This is a genomic window from Clostridium sp. OM05-5BH, from assembly GCF_003481505.1.
Lineage (GTDB): Bacteria > Bacillota > Clostridia > Lachnospirales > Lachnospiraceae > Otoolea > Otoolea fessa.
The window spans coordinates 206,720-225,244 of record NZ_QULJ01000005.1 but is presented as its reverse complement, the minus strand read 5'-3'; the positions used below and the strand labels follow the sequence as shown (position 1 = coordinate 225,244).

The following is an 18,525-nucleotide window of genomic DNA, read 5'->3' as shown; positions in this document are numbered from 1 at the left end:
GTTAGCCGCAAAAGCAAGTGCAGAAAAGACTCCGAGAGTACATCTTTCTTCTGTTCATTTTTCTCTTATTTTTTTACTCCTCCTTGCCCTTATCATTCCTCTCCATATTCTTTTTTATATTTTCCTCCTTTCTTCGCCGCTCTGCGAGCGCCAGTCCTGTCCCAACGCTCATACATATCAGTCCAATCACCAGTTTCCACTTCCAAATCAGTGAAATCACTTCATTCAGACGTTCTTTTTCGTCCTCAATCTGATAAGCGCCTTCCACTCCCCAGGTGGCTGATTCTCCATATCCCATCCTCGGAAGCGGCTTCATCTGTCTGCTGTCGAGAACAATTTTCCCCTCTCCACAGATCGACTCTGGCACGTGAACTGTTAAATAGCCCTCTTTCAGCTCTTCTATCACTTTCTTTGGATATTCCGGCTGACCATGTCCCGGTCGCCCCGGCTTCTCCGGCTTCAAACGGTCATACATCCGCACAACCGTCACCGTTCCGTCCTCTGAAACCGTAAATGAAACTGGTTCGGCTTTTTCGTAGCCCTCCGGCGCTTCCAGCTCTTCCAGAATATAGCGGCAGCCCTCCTTTAAAATGCCCTGTATACATTTCTCCTTTTCTTCAGAAATCCATTCCAATATTACCTTTCCAGTCTCATCAGAAATCCTCAGGAGGGCACCTTTTACAAATTCGCTATCTCCTTTCTGCTCCCTCCATTTCCGCTTCTCCACCTGCACTTCCGTCGGTCTGTCATACATCTTCACCTGATCGACTCGACCGTCCAGTGATACCGTAAATGTCACTTTTTCTGCTTTCCAGTACCCATCTGGCGCTATTTTTTCTACCAGCACATAGTTTTTTCCAGCGTTTAACTTTCCTTTTATCACATGGGCGCCCCGATCAGATACCCACGAATCAACCAAGGTTCCGCCTTCCTTCTCCTCCCAGAGTTCCATCCGCGCTCCCGGCAGTTCCTTTTCTCCCGTCACACTGTATTTTGTGATTTCCACGTGCGTCGGCTTGTCCTGCATGGAAATCCGCTCGACCGTTCCATCCTCGGAAACAGTAAACGGAATCTCTTCCGCATACGCAAATCCATCCGGCGCTCCCGTCTCGCGCATTATATAACTCTTTCCCGGTGTCAACGTTCCAATTATCTCATGAGGATGATCCGCAGAAATCCATGATTCGATTACATTTCCAGACTGATCCAGAATCTCTATCTGAGCACCCGGAAGCTCCGTTCCGCCCAGATCTGTCTTTGAAAAGACCAGCTTTGTCGGGGAATCTATCATTCCAATTCCGTCTATCTGTGCATCATTCCCCAGAGAAAAAATCATCTGATTCGACTCCGCCTCTTCCGTTTTTCCACCGTCCAGTTCCAGCAGTTCAACCAGGCGGTATCTATTCCCACGTTTGAGCACTTCGCGCACCGACCGATCATTCTGATGAAATTCCCAGAGCACTGTATTTCCCTGCCGGGAGGTCCGTCCCGTGCTTCCTGTACTCTTCCACTCGATCGGCAGTCCATCCGGAGTCTGTGCCGGAACTTGTGCCCGAACCTCATAGTTTGTGCCCCACGGCATTCCTGTCAAAACAACCGATTCGCCACAAGAAAGCGTCAGGCTTCCTCCACTTCGCAGCGTTCCCGATTTAGAACCTGTGTACGAAATCAAGCCTGGAAGCTCTTTTCCCTCCGCATTCTTTAAGTATAACGTATATGTTATATCTACCTGCCTTAACAACGCCGCAGCAGTTCCCGTCACCCGCCCGGCGATAGCAATTGCGCCCGGAGATAGAATTGGATGGAAGGATTCATAGCTTTTGCCCGTTTTTCCCCATATCGTTGCCGTTACCGTCATACCAGAATGATTTTCCTGTCCGTTTTCATTTATATGCTCTCCAACCAGAACAGCCACCCGCAAAATGCCTCCTGATCCGGCTGCCACATTCTCTATATTCCAATACCAGGATTCACCTATTTGTTCCGCTCCGCCCATCGAAGCCGCTGTCATTAGTTCACACCCAGCTGGAATTTCCAGTCCAATCTTCATATTTTCTTTTTTATCTGACTGGTTCCGATATGTAATTTCATATACAATTACACTTCCCGGCAGCACCGCTGCTCCGTCTTTTCCAATCGTGGAAACGGCGCGGATGCCACAAGGGTCGCTGTATTCCGGATTTCGTATTTCATGGATATATCCCAGGCCATCTCTGTTTTCCGGGATCCAGCTTTCCACTTCCCTGCCATCTGTCTCTTTCTGATGATATTCTTCCAGACGATACCTCGTTCCTTTTAATGTTCGAAGCGTCAGCGGATAATGTCCGTTCTCATCCCAATTCAGACGGAATGTATTTTTTCCTATCGTCCGGCGGCTGCCGTCACTGAACTCAATGATCTCCCGCAGTTCGAAACGATGTCCTTCCGCCACCCCCTCTTTTTCACATTTTTCTCGTTCCAGATAAGGCACAGAAGCTTCCATCAGTGAAGAAAGTACAAATTCTTCCCCACTGTCCAAATCCCACAGAGTTCTCACCAGACGAAGCGCTTTTCTTCCCTGCACCTGCAGAGACGTTATGCTGTCAAATAAACCGTCTGCTGTCTCTGTCTCCAGCGCATTTACACCATCTCTGGCTGCGTTAATCCCCCTGCCTGTATCTGACACCGTGAAAATCATCGGTTTCTGCACAGTGTATCCATCCGGCGCTTCCAGTTCTTTCAGAAGATACGTGTGCCCGGCAATCAGCTTTCCTTCTATCACGTGTGTTTTCCCATCGCAGATCCAGGTTTCCAATGCCTCACCCGCTTCAGTGTACACACCATCCAAAAATCCCGCTTCATACACTGCCAGCTTTGCTCCTGACACAAAGAGACCCGTATCGAAATCCAGCTTGGAAATTTTGATTTTCGTTGTTTCATTCGGCACCGTCAGATTATACGTTAGCACCTCGCATTCCTTCTGATCTTCCATCAGCACCTCGTACACGCGCGGAATAAGTTGATATCCATCCGGCGGCATCGTCTCACGGACTTCGTAATGGTACGGAATCCAGCTTCCATTCCCCCCTATCGTTCCGATTGGCAGCAATGGGCTTTCCGCCTGACCGCTCTCGTCTGTCTCCATCTGAACCTTTTCTCCCGTCTCTCTGTTTTTCACTTCAAACACCGCACCTGCCAGTTTTTCCTCTGGCTTTCTCTCATCCACCTTTTCAACCCGAACCCGCCCCTGTTTCAACGTATTAACCGCTTCGATTGTCTCCCCCGAAGCAGCCGCCACCGTAAATTTCTTAGGTTCCATGAGGCGATAACCTGCCGGTGCCGAAAGTTCCACCAGATAATACACTCCATAGGCAATCGGAGAAATCCGATGCGGCTTCCAGTCCCCTGCCTTCCAGCCTGCCGGAATCTCCTGTTTTTCTGCTTCTTCCTCTGTAAATTTTCCATCCGATCCAGAAATCCAGCGTTCCACTAAATATTCTTTTTCCTGCATCAGGCTTCCATCCTGTGCCGCCCGGAAAACAGCAAGTTCTGCGCCTGCCAGATAAATTGCCTCTTCGGATGCCTCTCCTGAGCTTCCCAGCTTGGAAATATAGACAGACTTTGCCCTATTTTCCAGCCCGTAAAGCTGAATTTCAGCAGTTTCTTCGACAATCACCGGCTTCGGTGCTGCTTTCTGATAGCCGCTTGGTGTTTTCGTCTCCACCAGAACGTAATAGCCTTTCTTTCTGTTCGAAGCCAAATCATTTTTCGTCGGATTCAGCGGTAAATAATCAATCCGGTGAATCCCATCGGAGGTATCATAACTGACCAGAGTCCCCTCCGTCTGGTAATTCCAGCGGAAATCATAGCTGCAGCCTGCTTTTCCATCCGGCTGCAGATTTTTCGTTACCTGAACAAGCACCTGCGAACCATTTCCCAGATTCCAGAGCTGACGCACTGATTCGCCCTGTTCTGTCGCCGTTTCTTCCTGTTTTTCAGCGGTATATCCACACCATGCAACCGTGTTAAACCTTGTGTGATATTCTGCATACAGCTCCTGATAGCGGGTTGCAAAGCTGTCGCTTCCTTGGCTGTAGGCTTTCGCATCTTCGGTCTTCCAGCTCGTCACCCGTTTTTCCCGGTCATAGCGCGGTGTTCCATCCGCTTCCATGACAATTCCATTTTCATCTGTCACTGCCTCATACAGGGTCAGCTCCGCCGCATATGCATTCGGCAGACATTCTTTTTTTCCATCCTTCTTCTCATATTTGAAAAAGGCGGTTTTTATATGATCTTCCTGCATCGTGATGAGCTGCAGCTTAGAAGTTTCCTGGATTTCCACCTTCATTTGATTTGTCAGATATCCCGGAGGCGTCTCTATCTCCCCGAGAATATAATCGCCTGCCGGAATCCCCTCCCATGCCATTGGCGTCTTTCCGACGGTCCATTTGGCAGTCACTGTCTTTTTCTGGTTTCTCTCATCTAGTACCGTCCAGTTCGCCGGAAGTTCCCCTTTCTTTTCCAGATAATACCCGGACGGATGTGTTTCCAAATCATCACTCGCAACTCTTTTTGCTGGATAGAGCGCTAACACGGCTCCTTCCACACTTGAAAACGTATAACCTCCTTTTCCTTCCTCCCAGGTCTTAGAATCCGATTCGTTCAAAATGTGATCATAGTCCCGGACTGGCTGCTGATATTGTTCTGGCGCGTCGATCTTTTCGATCTGCACCGTGATCGGGCGGTTAGTAAGGCGCAGCTCCTGTACCTCACAGGTTTCCTCTACCGTAAGCCCTGTCGGCATCCGTTTCGCATAGCCGGATGGGGCGCGTGTCTCCTCTAAAATATACGTTCCCGCCGGGACGCGTTTTAAAACATCCACCTGCCCATCTCTGATCCGTGTATGGAACGGATCGTTTGGCGTTTCATCCCCGGTTATCCAGCTGTTTTCCATCAGATACGCCTCACCCTGACGGTGGTACAGCGGTCGATCATCTTCCCGTTTTTCCGGATCATTTCCAATATCATAGAGTGCTGCCTTCAACTGCAGATCCCATGCATTGGCATTGTAAGCTCTGAGAAGATCGCTGTATCGGTAACGCACATAATCGCCATCCCGATCATAAACGGGATATCCTTTAATATAGGTCTGAGCGGAACGCTGGTAATAAACCGGCAGCCCATTTTCATTCAAAACCGGATTGACATGGGGCTGCAGCAGACCTCCGTCATATGTTCCAATCGTGTACTCCTGTTCCGTATCAGCATACATCGTTGCCACACGACCGGTCTTTATCTTATCCCTGGCAATCACATTTCCATAGTGATCCTTAGATACCTGGATCGCCCACACCAATGTTTTGCCAGTTTTTTCCTCCGTCACATATGCCATTCCCGTGTACGGTTCTACCTCGCTGTCCCGGCTTCCGTCTGATGCCAGATGATAGAATTTTGTCCCAGACGGAACGTATTCAAACCGCCTTTCTTTCCGGCTGTACGCCAGTTCTTCATAGCTGGGGCTTACAATTTCCAGAAATGGAACGCCGTCTTTCATCGCATAGATCGGTTCGCCGTCTTTGGGATGCACCAGTTCACCCTTTTCGTTATAGGCATACCGTACGCCCCGGAGTGTCGTAAATACCTCCAGAACCCCGAGATCGTAATATAAAATGTCTGTATCTTCGCGTTCAACCCGCTTGAGAATCCATCTGCCTTTTCCCTGGTCGTTGAACCAGTCATCCTGCGTATATCGTGTATAATTGTTATTTTCTCCTTTGCTATCTTCCCCCTCTTGATCTTTATCCCTCACATACAGAAGCCGTTTTCCCGCATAGCCTTTCTGCACATACATCCGGGTCACATTTCCAAACGAATCGCGCACCACATTGACACCGGCATACGCCCGGTCCTCACTGTCCCCGTTCTTCTTTACCTCGATCGCATCATACAGGCGCATCGATGCACCTGGAAGATATCGGTTGAGTGCGTGCGCCGTATCTGGAACCCGATGCCAGATCGCCTTTCCAGTAAAAACCTGATCCTCATAAATCAGGTCAATCCACTCCCCGGCTTCCTGTTTTGCCCTCAGACTATCCAGCCAGCCCTTTGACCACCCATACCCAAGGAACGTTCCCGACGCATTGTACGCCAGTTCCAGATTTTCAAGACCATAACGGTTCGAAAGCTCGGTCAAAGTTCCCTCTCGCCGATCGCTCAACTCAAACAGAATCTCCGTTTCCTCCTGTTTTACTTTCGCGATTTCCAGCCGAATCGGCGTATTTCCTACATAAATCCGCGCCACATCCCCCCGGTCCTGCGGCTTATTGCCATTTGGCTTCGTTCCATCCGGGTTCTGGACTGCTTCTCCGTTGCTGCTTATCCGGGTTACCATTTCTCCATACACGGCAGCTGCCACCCGCTGACCGCGCTCTCCGTCCCGATAATACGTCACTTCATCCGAATACACTTCCACCGCTATCGGTTTCGTTCTCACGTATCCTTCCGGTGCAGATAATTCACACAACACATAGGCTCCTGCTCCCAGCGGCTGCGGCGTGATCAGATATCCTGTATTCTGGTTGGACGGCAGAGTTTCCCCCAAACCACCAAAATCCTGCAGCGTCGAATAAACCTGGAATGTGCCCGTCCGCGTCCCAAAGTCATCCTGCATCACCACCTGATCGGTTTCACTGCAAATCGGAGTTCCTGCCGGGATTATGCCTGTATATTTTCCTGTATAAGGTGCTTTCCAGGGGTATTTTGACGGAATTAGCGTTTTCAAATCAACCGGCGCGATTTTCTTTGCCCCCATTGCCTCCAAAAATTCCCGGCTGGCTGTCACCTGTGTATCTTTTTCATAAAACTGCACCTCCCCCTCGCTGTACTTCGACGTGTCCCGGCTGGCGGCATAAATAGCGAACACCGCATCATCATGCAGAATATTCTCTCCCGTCTCCGAATCTAGTTTTTCAATCCGAAGCTTTGCAGCATAAAACGTATTCCGGTATTTTCCATCCGCGTAGCCGGTAAATCCCAACGCATCATAGGCGGACTCCGCCGCCGGTTCTGTCACACTGTAAGGCACCAATCCCTGAAAATACCGCCCGTCAAACCCGGTCAGCGCCCCGGTGATTGTCCTGACATGATCTTTCAGATAAAATCCCGACGGATTGTTATCATCCGTCTTCTCTCCATACGGATATTCCACTGAATCTGCCCACCCTGCCTGCTCTGAGATCGAACCATAACGGTAATAGCTTTCTACCTTCTCGTTGCTCCGGTACCGGCTGTTTGCATTTTCAGACCGATAAATGTCCTTGTACGGCGCCATTTCCCTCTGAGCGGGCGAAAATCCGCTGTAGTCATAGCTTCCGCCTGGATAGGAGATCGTTCCCTGCCGTTTATCCGCATCCAGACCATACTTATAAATCTCATAATTTCCATCCTGTCCATGTGCGCGGAGCACATATTTCCTCAAATCCGCCTGATTCGTATCTCCCCACTCTTCATTCATCCGGATCTGATAATTCGCCGCCAGCGTTTCCGGCGATGCCGAAGCGTCATATCGGTAATCCGCTGACTTTTTTTCCGGAGATATGAGGTTTCCACCTGCCTCATAAACCGACGGGACTTCTATTTCTTTCGGCTGGTCGATCCGGTAATGCTGATTTTTGAAATCTTCCAGTGCTCCCGAATACGGCTGTTGCTCGACTGCCACATAGGTTCCGTAAGGAAGGTATTTCGAAACGCCGTAATAATAACCTTCCTCAGATTTTTTTAAGTTTCCCGCTGACAACGTTGTTTTGTCCCGATCGGAACCTCCATTTTCCGCGCTGTCCCACTCAATCGCGTATAAATCGTCCAAATCATAGGAGAAAAACGGCTTCAAATATTCCTCTGCTTTTAAAATTGCCTGATGTAATGCTTCATCATAGATATAATCCGGATAGCTTTCCTGTCCGCCCGATGCTTGAATGTTCTGCTTCTTTACCTCATTCTTCAAATACCAGTCAATCGCAAACTGACGGACAGCATCCGACCGTTTTGCATTTTCTACGGCTGCTTCTGGCGTACGGCTCTGATTCTGTATCGCCGCATTGTTATGATGCACCGGATCTTTTGTTTCTCCGCCGCTGCTTCCAAAAATACCCGTACGGATCCATGCAAACGGCTTAAAGGATGTATCTGTTGCATCTGCCCGCTGCCATTTATCCCGGTTCGCCACCGCCATCGCATCGAAAAATTTCTCATACTGATAGCCTGGAACTTCCCGTACCGCTCCCGCTCCATCTTCCTTGGTCCGCATGACCGTCTCAAGAAGTCTTGTATATCCCTGATTGACCTCTTTCGAATCCGCGATCTGCCCGTCTTTTCCATATTCGTACAGACGTTCCTTTGCCGTCACTGCGCTGCCCCAGACATTGTTATTGACAGAACCAGCCGTCTGGGAATCTTTTTTATGAATTACCTGCGTGAAAATTTTCTGAACCGGAGCAAAGGATTCTATAAGCAGCGGAAAATTCTTTTTTACCTCCGGCAACGAGACAACTTCCCCATCCCGATTCATCCACACGATTTCGCCATCCGTATTCCGGTACAGACGTTCCAGATTGGATTTCAAATAGAGCTTAAAACGGAAATTTGGCAGTGCCGAAGCGACATTTTCCTTTCCTCCCTCTTTTTCCGTAAACAGATCGGTATGTCCACTTTCCGCATAAGTGTTATGTGCATAGGTGTTCTCCGGTGTCGTCGCTATATCTTTGATGATTTTTATCTTTTGGCGGATCACACGCTCCAGTACACCCAGCGGTTCTTTTCTTGTCCCGGCATCCTGATAGGTGGTCTCCTGCCCAGGGTATGCCAGTGCCACCGGGACCACATAAGAATCATCCCCTATCAAGCCGGAACGTCCAGAATCGATATATGCCTTTGCCCGCGCCTGTTTTACCCACGTGTAATAGCTGGAACTGTTCATCTGGTGGCCGGCAAAGAAACCATTTCCCAGCATTGCGGCTTCTTCCTCGTTCAGTGTAACCTTCTTCTCTTTCAATACCGCCTTAAATCCCAGCTCTTCCAGCACACCTGCATTTGTTTTTTTTACACCAAAACTATCGGTAAAATTCGCGTTGATCTGCAGTATGTATTTTCCGTCTGCATTCCGGTCTGCTGCCTGATGAACCCATTTTGTCTCCGTCACCTCCCGCTGCTGTGTTTCTGTCTTTTCCTGGTAAATAAATACCCGGATCGGCTGCCCATCCGCATCGTACGGAATTTCCCCGGTTTTGTAATAGACATTTACCTCATTTTCCTTCGGAACAATCGTACCATCTCCCTCAATCACAGCATCGGTCTGCAAAAGTGCCGACGCCATCACCTGATTTCCAGCAGTTGTTTCCCTGTAATCGGTATACGTTCCAAATGCGTCCCGCTCGCGATTATTTGAATATGGTATATACACATAACGCGGACACATTTCCATATTATCCGGCAGCCACTCTGCCCGGTGAAAAATCAAGCTGTCTTTCTCCGGATCACTTCCCAGTACCATAAAATTTTCCGGTATTCCTAAAATTCCTGCATATACCGTAAATTCAAACGAATCCGAATACTCATGCACCGCGTCCAGACCGCCATAGCTGATATATGGATGGGTCTGATAAAAATCCAGAATGGAAGTGATCGCGTCTCCCACTGTCATTGAGATTCCATCTTTTGTTTTCGGCACCGCAATCGTCTGAACCGGAGAACCATACACTGTTTTTTCTGCCTTTTCTCCCGGCGTCACACCGCTGACGCCGTACACGTCCCGCTCTCCTTCCCGGACGCCCCGGTCAAATACGCCGGTATAGATACTGGAATATGCATTTTCTCCTGCTCCCGGTGTCCTCGGCGTTGTTTTCGTATGTCTGCGGAGTACCCGCTCAGCTTTCCCTTTCAGATAACAAAAGTCATCCACATCAAATGTCTTTGCCAGCTTGTCCGCATTTTCTTCCTCTGTCATTCCCGTTTCTGCCTGCAAAAGAACTGCTTCCACTGTCTCCGGCACAAGTTCCTGCACCCGGACCTGGCGCATCCACCCCGCCGCATACTCAATCGGAACCTTTTTATTCATCGGCGTGCCATCCGCATTGTACTTTGGATACTGATAGTCGTTCTCTGCCACTGCCAGTTCCCCGGTATAAACTTTTTCATACTCACCTGTCCCAGCTTCCACCGAAACCGTTCCTCTTCCCTCGTCTTTTCGATAAAAGCTCACGCCCTCCGGCAGCCCTGACACCACAATCTCATAAACTCCCTCTTTCGTGTCCTTTGACTCTGCCGAAAAGAAAATTTCATTCGTATCAGCTCCGCCATCGCCTGCCTGCTCTTCCCCATACATCTGCATGGAAATATGGGCATATCCTTCTCCCGGTTCCAGGGCCGCCGCCTCCAGATCCTGTCCTAGGTTTGTAACTGCGTGAAGTTTATTTCCAACCGAAAGTTCAAAGCCCTCGGATCGGCTTAATTCCTTGACATAATATTCCCCCATCAGAAGTGGGCGTCCAATCCAGGCATTCCCATTCTTTGACGTATTGTTATAATAAATCCGCTCCCAGGCTTTATCTGCCGTATAATCATCGATCGCCGCATCTTGTGTATACAGATTTCCCGGCGCTTTCTTTCGCCATCCATCTGCTGCATCCGCAATCGACCCTTTCGAATAATCATAGGTTCGCCCCGGCGCCTCTGTACATGCCAGAAACGAGGCATCCCCATTTTTGTCTGTCGTCGCCACCGCCACCAGATGATTGGCCCGGTAAACTACCCCTGTTTTCCCGTCCGGATGCAGCAGATCTTCTGCTGCAAACAAGCCATACACTGCACCTTCCAGCGTTGCATCCCCCTGTGAGTCCCCAAGCGCATTGTAAGACTCATTTTCGCCCTTTTTCAGATCCAGATCCTTTTTATTGATATGTACCTCGCCCTCTGTCCGGTGATCGTAGATCATCCAGGCATCTTTCTCGCCGTCTGCCCCATTGCAATGGCTGAAATTGCCAGCACTTCCCGGCTCTATCGCTGAACCCACACTCGCGGAAACAAGCGCCGCTTCATAGGCAGGGAAAAATAGTGACTCTGCTGCCGCCCCCGCCAGTGTTTCCATTCTTTGTGACAACTGCGGATTTTGATACAACGAAGAAGGTGAATGCCAGCTTGTATAAAAACCTGCCTCGGTTGTCAATAAATCTGAGCCGGTTGCTATATATCGCCGAATACTTTCACGTTCCGCTTTTTCTGCTTCTTCTAAATCATCATCCGCTTCATCAATAAACACAAAACCTTTCTGGACGCGATTTACCAGATGGTCCGAAATAGATACTTTCAGCTCCGAGGCAGTTGCTTCTCCCAGAAGCGCTGCATCCAATGCTGTAAACAAAACGATCCGCTGCGGCAAAACACGCATTTTTAAAGACTCTGGAAATACCGCATCCTCGCCTGGTAAATTCGTTAGATTCTTCCAAATCGTCCCACCAGGCGCACTTTGAGCGTCTAAGCCAATTCTTCCAAAAAATCCTGTCTTCCCCGCACTTTCTTCATTCCGATTTTCTAAAGCCTCTCCGATGCCCTGACTCTTTCTCACACTCTTCGTTCCCAGCACCACATCACGCGAATATCCGCCTCCAAAGGCTGCATTTGCCCCATGCTCAGATGCATCGGTTGTGATAATCTCAATCGGCAGGTCATCTGCATGTCCATCATGCAGAATATATCCATCCCGCGCTTTAAATTCTTTCCAAGTATAACTGTACTTCATGGAAATGAACTTCTCATACGTCTGCCCACAGTCCTCCTGGCAGCCAGACTTTGCATACGAAGTTTCCCCGTCTGCCCCTGTCGTCGGTCCCGCATCGGGTGTTTCTCCCTCGGAGCCACCGTCTGACGCGATACTTTCTATCTCCCCTGCATCGACGTCCTCCATCATCCAGTGAAAATGGACGCCCTCAAAGTCTCCGCCCGCCTTTCCTTCACATTCCTCTTCACACAAAAGCCAGCTATTTGCCAGGCAGATATTTTCTGCCTGCGCCGCCTCAATCTCATCCTCATTGATGACTTCTCCCTCTTCGTCCTCCTCTTCCTCTGGAACTGGTACAAAGGTCGGTGCCGGATGACCGTCACAGAACGTCTTGTCATAGTGATAACCATGCTCCACCGTCTGGGAGGCGTAGCCATCGCCATCTGTTACCGCCGAACCCACTTGTCTGAAACCATCCCAGAGAACCGGCTCATCCTGATAATGACTGGCATATGGTTCTCCGCCCTCATACAATTCGGCAGCTCCGTCCCGCTCAGTATTTACCCTGTTCTTATCGTCAAAGCGCTCAAAGAAGCCAAACCGCGCCCCTTCCAGCGCTTTCCCTGTCTCATGATCGTATTTATACATCTGTAGATTATAGGTGGAAGTAAAATCCTCTTCATGCCTAAATACCTCAAACTGAATTCCTCCCTGCTCCGGTACCGGGGTTGGATCGCCCGCCAATGCAGCAAAATAATTGACCGGAACCATTCCGAGCTCCATCCATGCCATCCGCTGATGAATCCACGGATCACTTTTGGCAGGCGTTCCGCCTCCGTGTGTCCCTGAACAGGTCACACACTCCCAGATTTGAAGCGACTGGTCAATCGCCTCCTCCGCCGAAGCATATCCCCCGCCGCCCGAAGCGTATGGGGTTCCTTCCACCCGGAAACGAATCAGGGCTTTCGACGGTTTTGGATTTGGATTTTTAAATACAATCTGCGAGTCGGTTTTTGTATACGTCCATCCATCGGTCGGAACCGGGCTGAATGAAACACCGTCATTGTTTGAAAATTCAAGCGGTACAGAACGGATAAAATCCCAATCCGAGCCATCCGGCGCAAACGACAGCGTCAGAGTCGCCGCATCTACCTGTTTTGCCGTTCCCAGCGAGGTGCTGGAAGCTATCACATTTGGAATCTTTCCGCCGCCGACACCGGTATTTTCCTTTCTGCTGCCTCCGCCAGACAGCATTCCTCCCATTTGCATGTACGCCTCACTATTTGACGCAGCTGCCTCCAGCCACGGATATTTTGCCCGCACAGCTGGAACATAGAGGATTGTTTTCAGATCTTCCTCGGACACCATCTTGATAATTTCCGGTTTTCCCTGTGCTTTTGCTGCCACATTGATCGCCCGGATAAATGTATTTGCCTTTTCATCCCCCAGCGCTGCTCTGAGCGAGAGCATCGCCCAAAATACATATTTCTGTTCCTGACTGCTCAGCGGAACGGATGCCTGGGAGGGACGGTGTGCTTCATAGAGATCCCCTTTTTCTGCAATTCCCCAGATCGCATAACCGCCCTTATCGATACAATAAAGCTTGTGTCCCAGCAGCGTATCGCCATGGGCTGTCGTCAGTGTTGTCTGCTGACCGCTCGCAGGTGCCGCTTTCGCCGGAAAAACCGGGAATCCTGGCAAAAAAGCCATTCCTCCCAATATAATTGCCAGTACAAACGCCATCCCCCGTTTCACATTCTCTCTGTACCGATACTCCCCCATAAACTTCCTCCTCGTTTTTACTGCCCCGCGCCCCTTAACACCGGCAGTCCCTCGTTTTCTTTATTTTTCAGTTCCCCAAACTGATTTCAGCAGCGAGATAATCCCCTTTTCATACTCCTGTCTTGATATTTCCTGTCGTCCCCACTGTTCTTCTATCTGCCCCATCGGTGCCTGTATTTTCTCCCAGGCAGACTCGGAAATCGTCCCTTCTCCCCGCATACTCAAGGTCAGCGCCAGCACATTGGCAAGACTGTCTGGATCCGCTTCATACTCCTTTCTTCTCTGCTCCCGCTCCTTATTCTCATAGCGGTAAAACTCCGTCTCAAAGTCAACCGGATATGTTTTCGCATTTGAAAATAGCGGCAGGCTGGAGGTCGGATCCGTCGCATACCACTGCGTGCCGATCCGCACCAGGCACGCATCATGGAGATACTCCGGCGTGTAGGTCACACACTCCAGCCCTACGATCTGGCATAGGAACTGAAATTCTTCCGCGAAATCCCGGCAGACGCCAACGCCTCCTTCCAAAACCGGGAAATCCTTTGCCTCTTCCGGCGAACCGTAATGATTCTGGTTAAAACCTCCCTCTCCGTTTGCAATCCGGTTATGCACATACAGAAGACGCGTTTTTTCATCCAAATGAATCCAGTCAAAACTATTGACAAATTTCTGCAGTTCTTCGACCGAAGCCCAGCTATAATTTGCTTTCGGTTCTCCCTTCGTATTCCACCCTGGATTTGCTTCCCCCGGATAACGGACTGCCTCTTTCAGGTAATATTCCGGATCGCTGATCTCTGGGTGCTGCTCTGAAAAAATACTTCCATTTCCATAAAAACTCATCTCTCCATTCTGCCACTCCCATCTCAGACTCTCTGTGTCCTTCCATTCACCGCCATGCGTTCCCTGATTGCCCGCATAAGCGCTGAAACCTCCGGCTGCGATCATGGCTGCTGCCAGTACGGCTGTACATCCCGATTTATTGGTTGTTTTCTTATCCTGTTTCATTTTTTACCCCCATTTTTTATTCTTTCCGTGTCATTCCACTTCATTTTCCTGTTTATCTCTGTTTTCTTCTCTCCTCCTCTCTCAGCTTCTCGTCTGTACTATTCCGTCCAGCACCCAGGAACCATCCGCATTGACTAAATTCCCATCGGGCGTGTGCGTATTTCGATACAAACGTCCCCTCATTCCATCAGATTTTTCCTGAAAATAGTAACAATGAAACACTCCATCGCTTCCCGGCAGCCAGTTCCAGCCAGTCAGCATACGCCCCTGTGTTCCATCCATTTCCTTCCAGAGATAATATGTGTTTCCATCCACATCCGTATACCAGCCGTTCACCATCCTGCCATCTGCATCAAATCGGAACCAGTCAAACGTACTCTGCCCCTTTGCCGGATCGGCATATGGATTGTGGACAGCCGCCCACTCAGAAGCATAGCTTCTACCGCCCGCTTCAAACTGCCAGGTTCCATCTGCATTCTTCCGCCAGTTTCCAGCTACTACATATTCCGGTATGGCTGCCTCATCTGCATTCTGCCCGGGGCCTGCCTGTCCTTCTGTCAGATTTCCAATACCCGCTCCTGTCAAATCACTGAACCCCGATGCCGGTCCGGTTGCATTCGCTGCACTGCTTCCTGCCGCTGCCCCCTTTCCAGAAGAAGAGCCTCCACCCAAGCCGCCGCCCGAATGAGAACCTCCGCCCGAATGGGAACCTCCGCTGTATGTCTGATCGACCGCCTCATACTGAATTGTGACTGCCGCCCGGTCCGTGAAGCCACCATCCTCGGTTTTCACGGTCACATATGCCGTATGGCTGCCTGATTTTAAGTATTGACGGTCAAGCTCCTGTATCCAGGAAGCCGTCGTATTGACCGTCACGGTTCCATCCGATGATACATACAGCGAATCATCACTTGCCTGATATGTCACTTTCTGGTTAAACGCCTGCGCCGGAAATACCGACGCTGCCAGCTTTTTCGCACCGGTTCCCGTCCATGCCTCCACCGGACGATAACCCGCCCCCGTCCGGGTGCGTTTGATCTCGTATTGCAGCGTTTTCGGTATAAGGCTGATGCCTTCCACACAAATCTTCGATTCGTCCACTGTCCGGAAATCCACCTGTACTCTGCACGATGCCGTCTGCCGGTTTCCAAGCATATCATCGCCGATCACTGTCACCTTCGTCGTGCGGCTGCCGGAAGCTGTCTGTATTTCATATGGTGTATTCACATGTCTGCCCTGATCTGCCGCGATCAGATCCCGGATCCATTTTGCATCCTTTTTCGCCTGCACACCGGCAGACTTGTCCTCGCCGTCCACCGAAATCAGTGCTGCGTCACCGACAGTCCACGATATATCTTTCCGGTCAAAATAATCGGGTGTAAAAGACGCACTCAAGACCTGCGGTGCCGTAACCCGGATCATTTCATCTGGATGTTTCCGATTTCCGTTTAATGTCCGCACCACCTCGAATTTCAACTGATCCTGATTTAGTGCCGCACCTTCATTGGCTACATAGGTCTGATCCTTGATCTGGAACGTAACCTCAATCCGCGCATTTCCCCGGCACGGCTTCCCATCAAAGCTCGCCGCCGGTTTCGTCTCTGCCGTCAGCACCGCCACGCCGCCGTTCTGATGCCCCGCTCCGTATATGTCGCTTCCGATCGCATACTGGTATCCGCGGTCTGCCTGCTCTTTTTCCAGTTTCCGGACTATATCAGTGATAAACGAACTATTTAAATTTACCTGGACTGACGCGCTCTTTTTCGTATAACCACTTTCCTCATCGTCATTTGGAAGTAACGTAATCAAATCTGAATCATCGATACTCCAGCGCACCGATGCATCCGCCACATCATTATTCCGATCCACAATCGCCCGCACCGTCACCGGCTGCACCTGTGTTCCCGCCTGCAGATTTCCATGGATGTACGTCGCAATTAATTTTCCATTTCCATCCATCACGCGTGTGACTTTCGTCGGATGTTTCCGGTTTCCGGTCCGCTCCTGCACCACCTGGAATTTCGTCACGCCCGGCGTCAGACCGACCGAAACTGCCACCTTTTTATAAACCGCCGACACCTGCGTATTTTCCTCCGGCATCGTAAAACAATACTCGCCGCCATTTACATAAGTAGTATCTTTCCGGCTCTTCCCACGCGTGTACGTCGGAACTCCCTCCATCTGAAAGCGTGCTTTTTCCGCCTGCTTTGCCGAGGTGCTGACCGTCACCGTCTTTCCCGGTGCCACCGCACCGCGGTGTTCTTTATCGAGTGTCCGGTAATACGCGCCATTTCCCCGTGCTTCCAGCACTGCCACATCGTAATAATTCGTTCCATTGGAGACGGTATCGACCTGCGGAATCGTAATCAGATAACCACGGACCGGGCGTCCCGCATCATTTGGTGCAAAATGGTCAAGATCATACCCCACCGACTCCGCATCCATCTCCCCGCCCAGCTCTTCATCCACAATCGAGAGAATCCCCTGTTCCAGTTCTTCATAAAAATATCGCTCGTCCACATCCCGCGTGACACCGCCGGATATCAGCGTGAAGAAATTGTCCTTCGCGTGGGAATATCCGATGTGTGCCGCATATGTATACTGATTATCATCCGAAATGCCGCTTCCGCAGACATTGTTTGCGATTTTCGCCTCCGTATCCGCAAACAGGTACGCGATGTCATCCCCATATTTAAAATAATTAGCTGGTGCGCGGTATCCGATGAAGGTTCCTCTGTGTCCGGCAGCCCCGGTTCCCGACTGACCGATCGTTCCCTCAAACCGCCCCACTTTCAAGTCGCCGCTGATTCGTTCTCCGACGAGTCCTCCAACATTCTGGCTGCCAGAACCGCCGATCGTGCCATTTACATAAGTATTGTAAATATCTGCCCTGTTCTGAAGTCCTACAATTCCGCCGACGGTGGCATCCGTTCCCTGAATCCGTGAGGTACTGTTGTCCCCGGTGCGGACCTGACAGTCAATGATACGAGAATCATCCGCCGCTTCCCCGGCGATTCCGCCCGCAAGCGCCTGCGCTCCAGCTGCAGGTCCCGTCGTTCGGACCGTTACCTGTGCCGTTCCATTTTCCACCGTGCTGCCTTCCATGCGCCCGATCATTCCACCGACCGCTCCGGTTCCTTCCACATCGCCTTTTACCTGACAATTAAAAATCTTGGAATCCTTCGCATTTCCTGCCAAAATTCCCACCTGACGCACTCCCTTGACCGGCTTTCCTGGTTCCAGCGTCAGATTTCGGATCTCCGCCCCATCCAGCGCACCAAAAAATCCAACATTCGGCGAACTGCCTCCTACAAACCGAAAATTTGAAATCTTATAACCGTTTCCATCCAGATTTGCCGTAAACGGGTGCGTCACCTCCCCTGAAAATTCCGAATCATCCCGGTAATAACCGATGGGATTCCAGTCCATTCCTCCCAGATCGATGTTCGCCGTCAGCTCAAACCATGCGCCCCGGTAATCCCCTACGATCTCTTCTTCCACCTCGCCGTGATCCGGCTGCATGCCAAATGCCGCCAGAAAGCTAAGTCCCATCAGCTGATGTTTCGTGCGTACCTGATACGGTTTTTGTTTCGTTCCAAGTCCATGTGTTCCATCCAGAAAGCTCAAATCCGCCACATTCCAGTTTTCCCAGAGATTTCCGAGGCTGGCGCTGACACCAACGCGCGGCATGATTAATTGTGAAGGAGTTGCCTCTATGACTTTGGAAGAACGTAATTCAGAGGGAGTTGCCCTCACATCCGCATTCATAAGCTCACTGGGCGATGCAGCCCGTTTCTGCCATTTTTTTCGCCTTTTCATGACATCATCTGTATCATCCAACTTTTTCTCCCTTTCCGAAATAACCCCCAAATCCCAATCCTCAAACACAAACCCGCTCGCCGCAAACGCCGGCAGCGTCGCCGACAAAAGCATCGTCGTCATCACCGCAAATGGAATCACTTTTTTCATCTTCTTTTTCCCCATACACG

At 50.3% G+C, this 18,525-nt stretch carries 3 protein-coding genes; all 3 read right to left on the bottom strand.

What is annotated here, in order from left to right:
- Nucleotides 1-73: 73 nt before the first annotated feature.
- Nucleotides 74-13,531 carry a SpaA isopeptide-forming pilin-related protein gene (locus DXB70_RS08740; RefSeq protein WP_118673145.1) on the bottom strand — a complete coding sequence of 4,486 codons (13,458 nt, stop codon included), beginning with the start codon at nucleotides 13,529-13,531 and terminating at the stop codon, nucleotides 74-76.
- Between the two features lie 60 nt (nucleotides 13,532-13,591).
- A complete protein-coding gene (locus DXB70_RS08735; protein ID WP_118673144.1) occupies nucleotides 13,592-14,536 on the bottom strand; it encodes a hypothetical protein in 945 nt (314 codons plus the stop codon).
- A gap of 81 nt (nucleotides 14,537-14,617) precedes the next feature.
- Entirely contained in the window at nucleotides 14,618-18,520 is a 3,903-nt protein-coding gene (locus tag DXB70_RS08730) for a peptidase A26 (RefSeq protein ID WP_118673143.1), read from the bottom strand.
- Nucleotides 18,521-18,525 lie beyond the last annotated feature (5 nt).

Coding starts and splice junctions, on each gene's coding strand:
- DXB70_RS08735 (WP_118673144.1), bottom strand. CDS start 14,536: ATGAAACAGGATAAGAAAACAACCAATAAATCGGGATGTACAGCCGTA.
- DXB70_RS08740 (WP_118673145.1), bottom strand. CDS start 13,531: ATGGGGGAGTATCGGTACAGAGAGAATGTGAAACGGGGGATGGCGTTT.
- DXB70_RS08730 (WP_118673143.1), bottom strand. CDS start 18,520: ATGGGGAAAAAGAAGATGAAAAAAGTGATTCCATTTGCGGTGATGACG.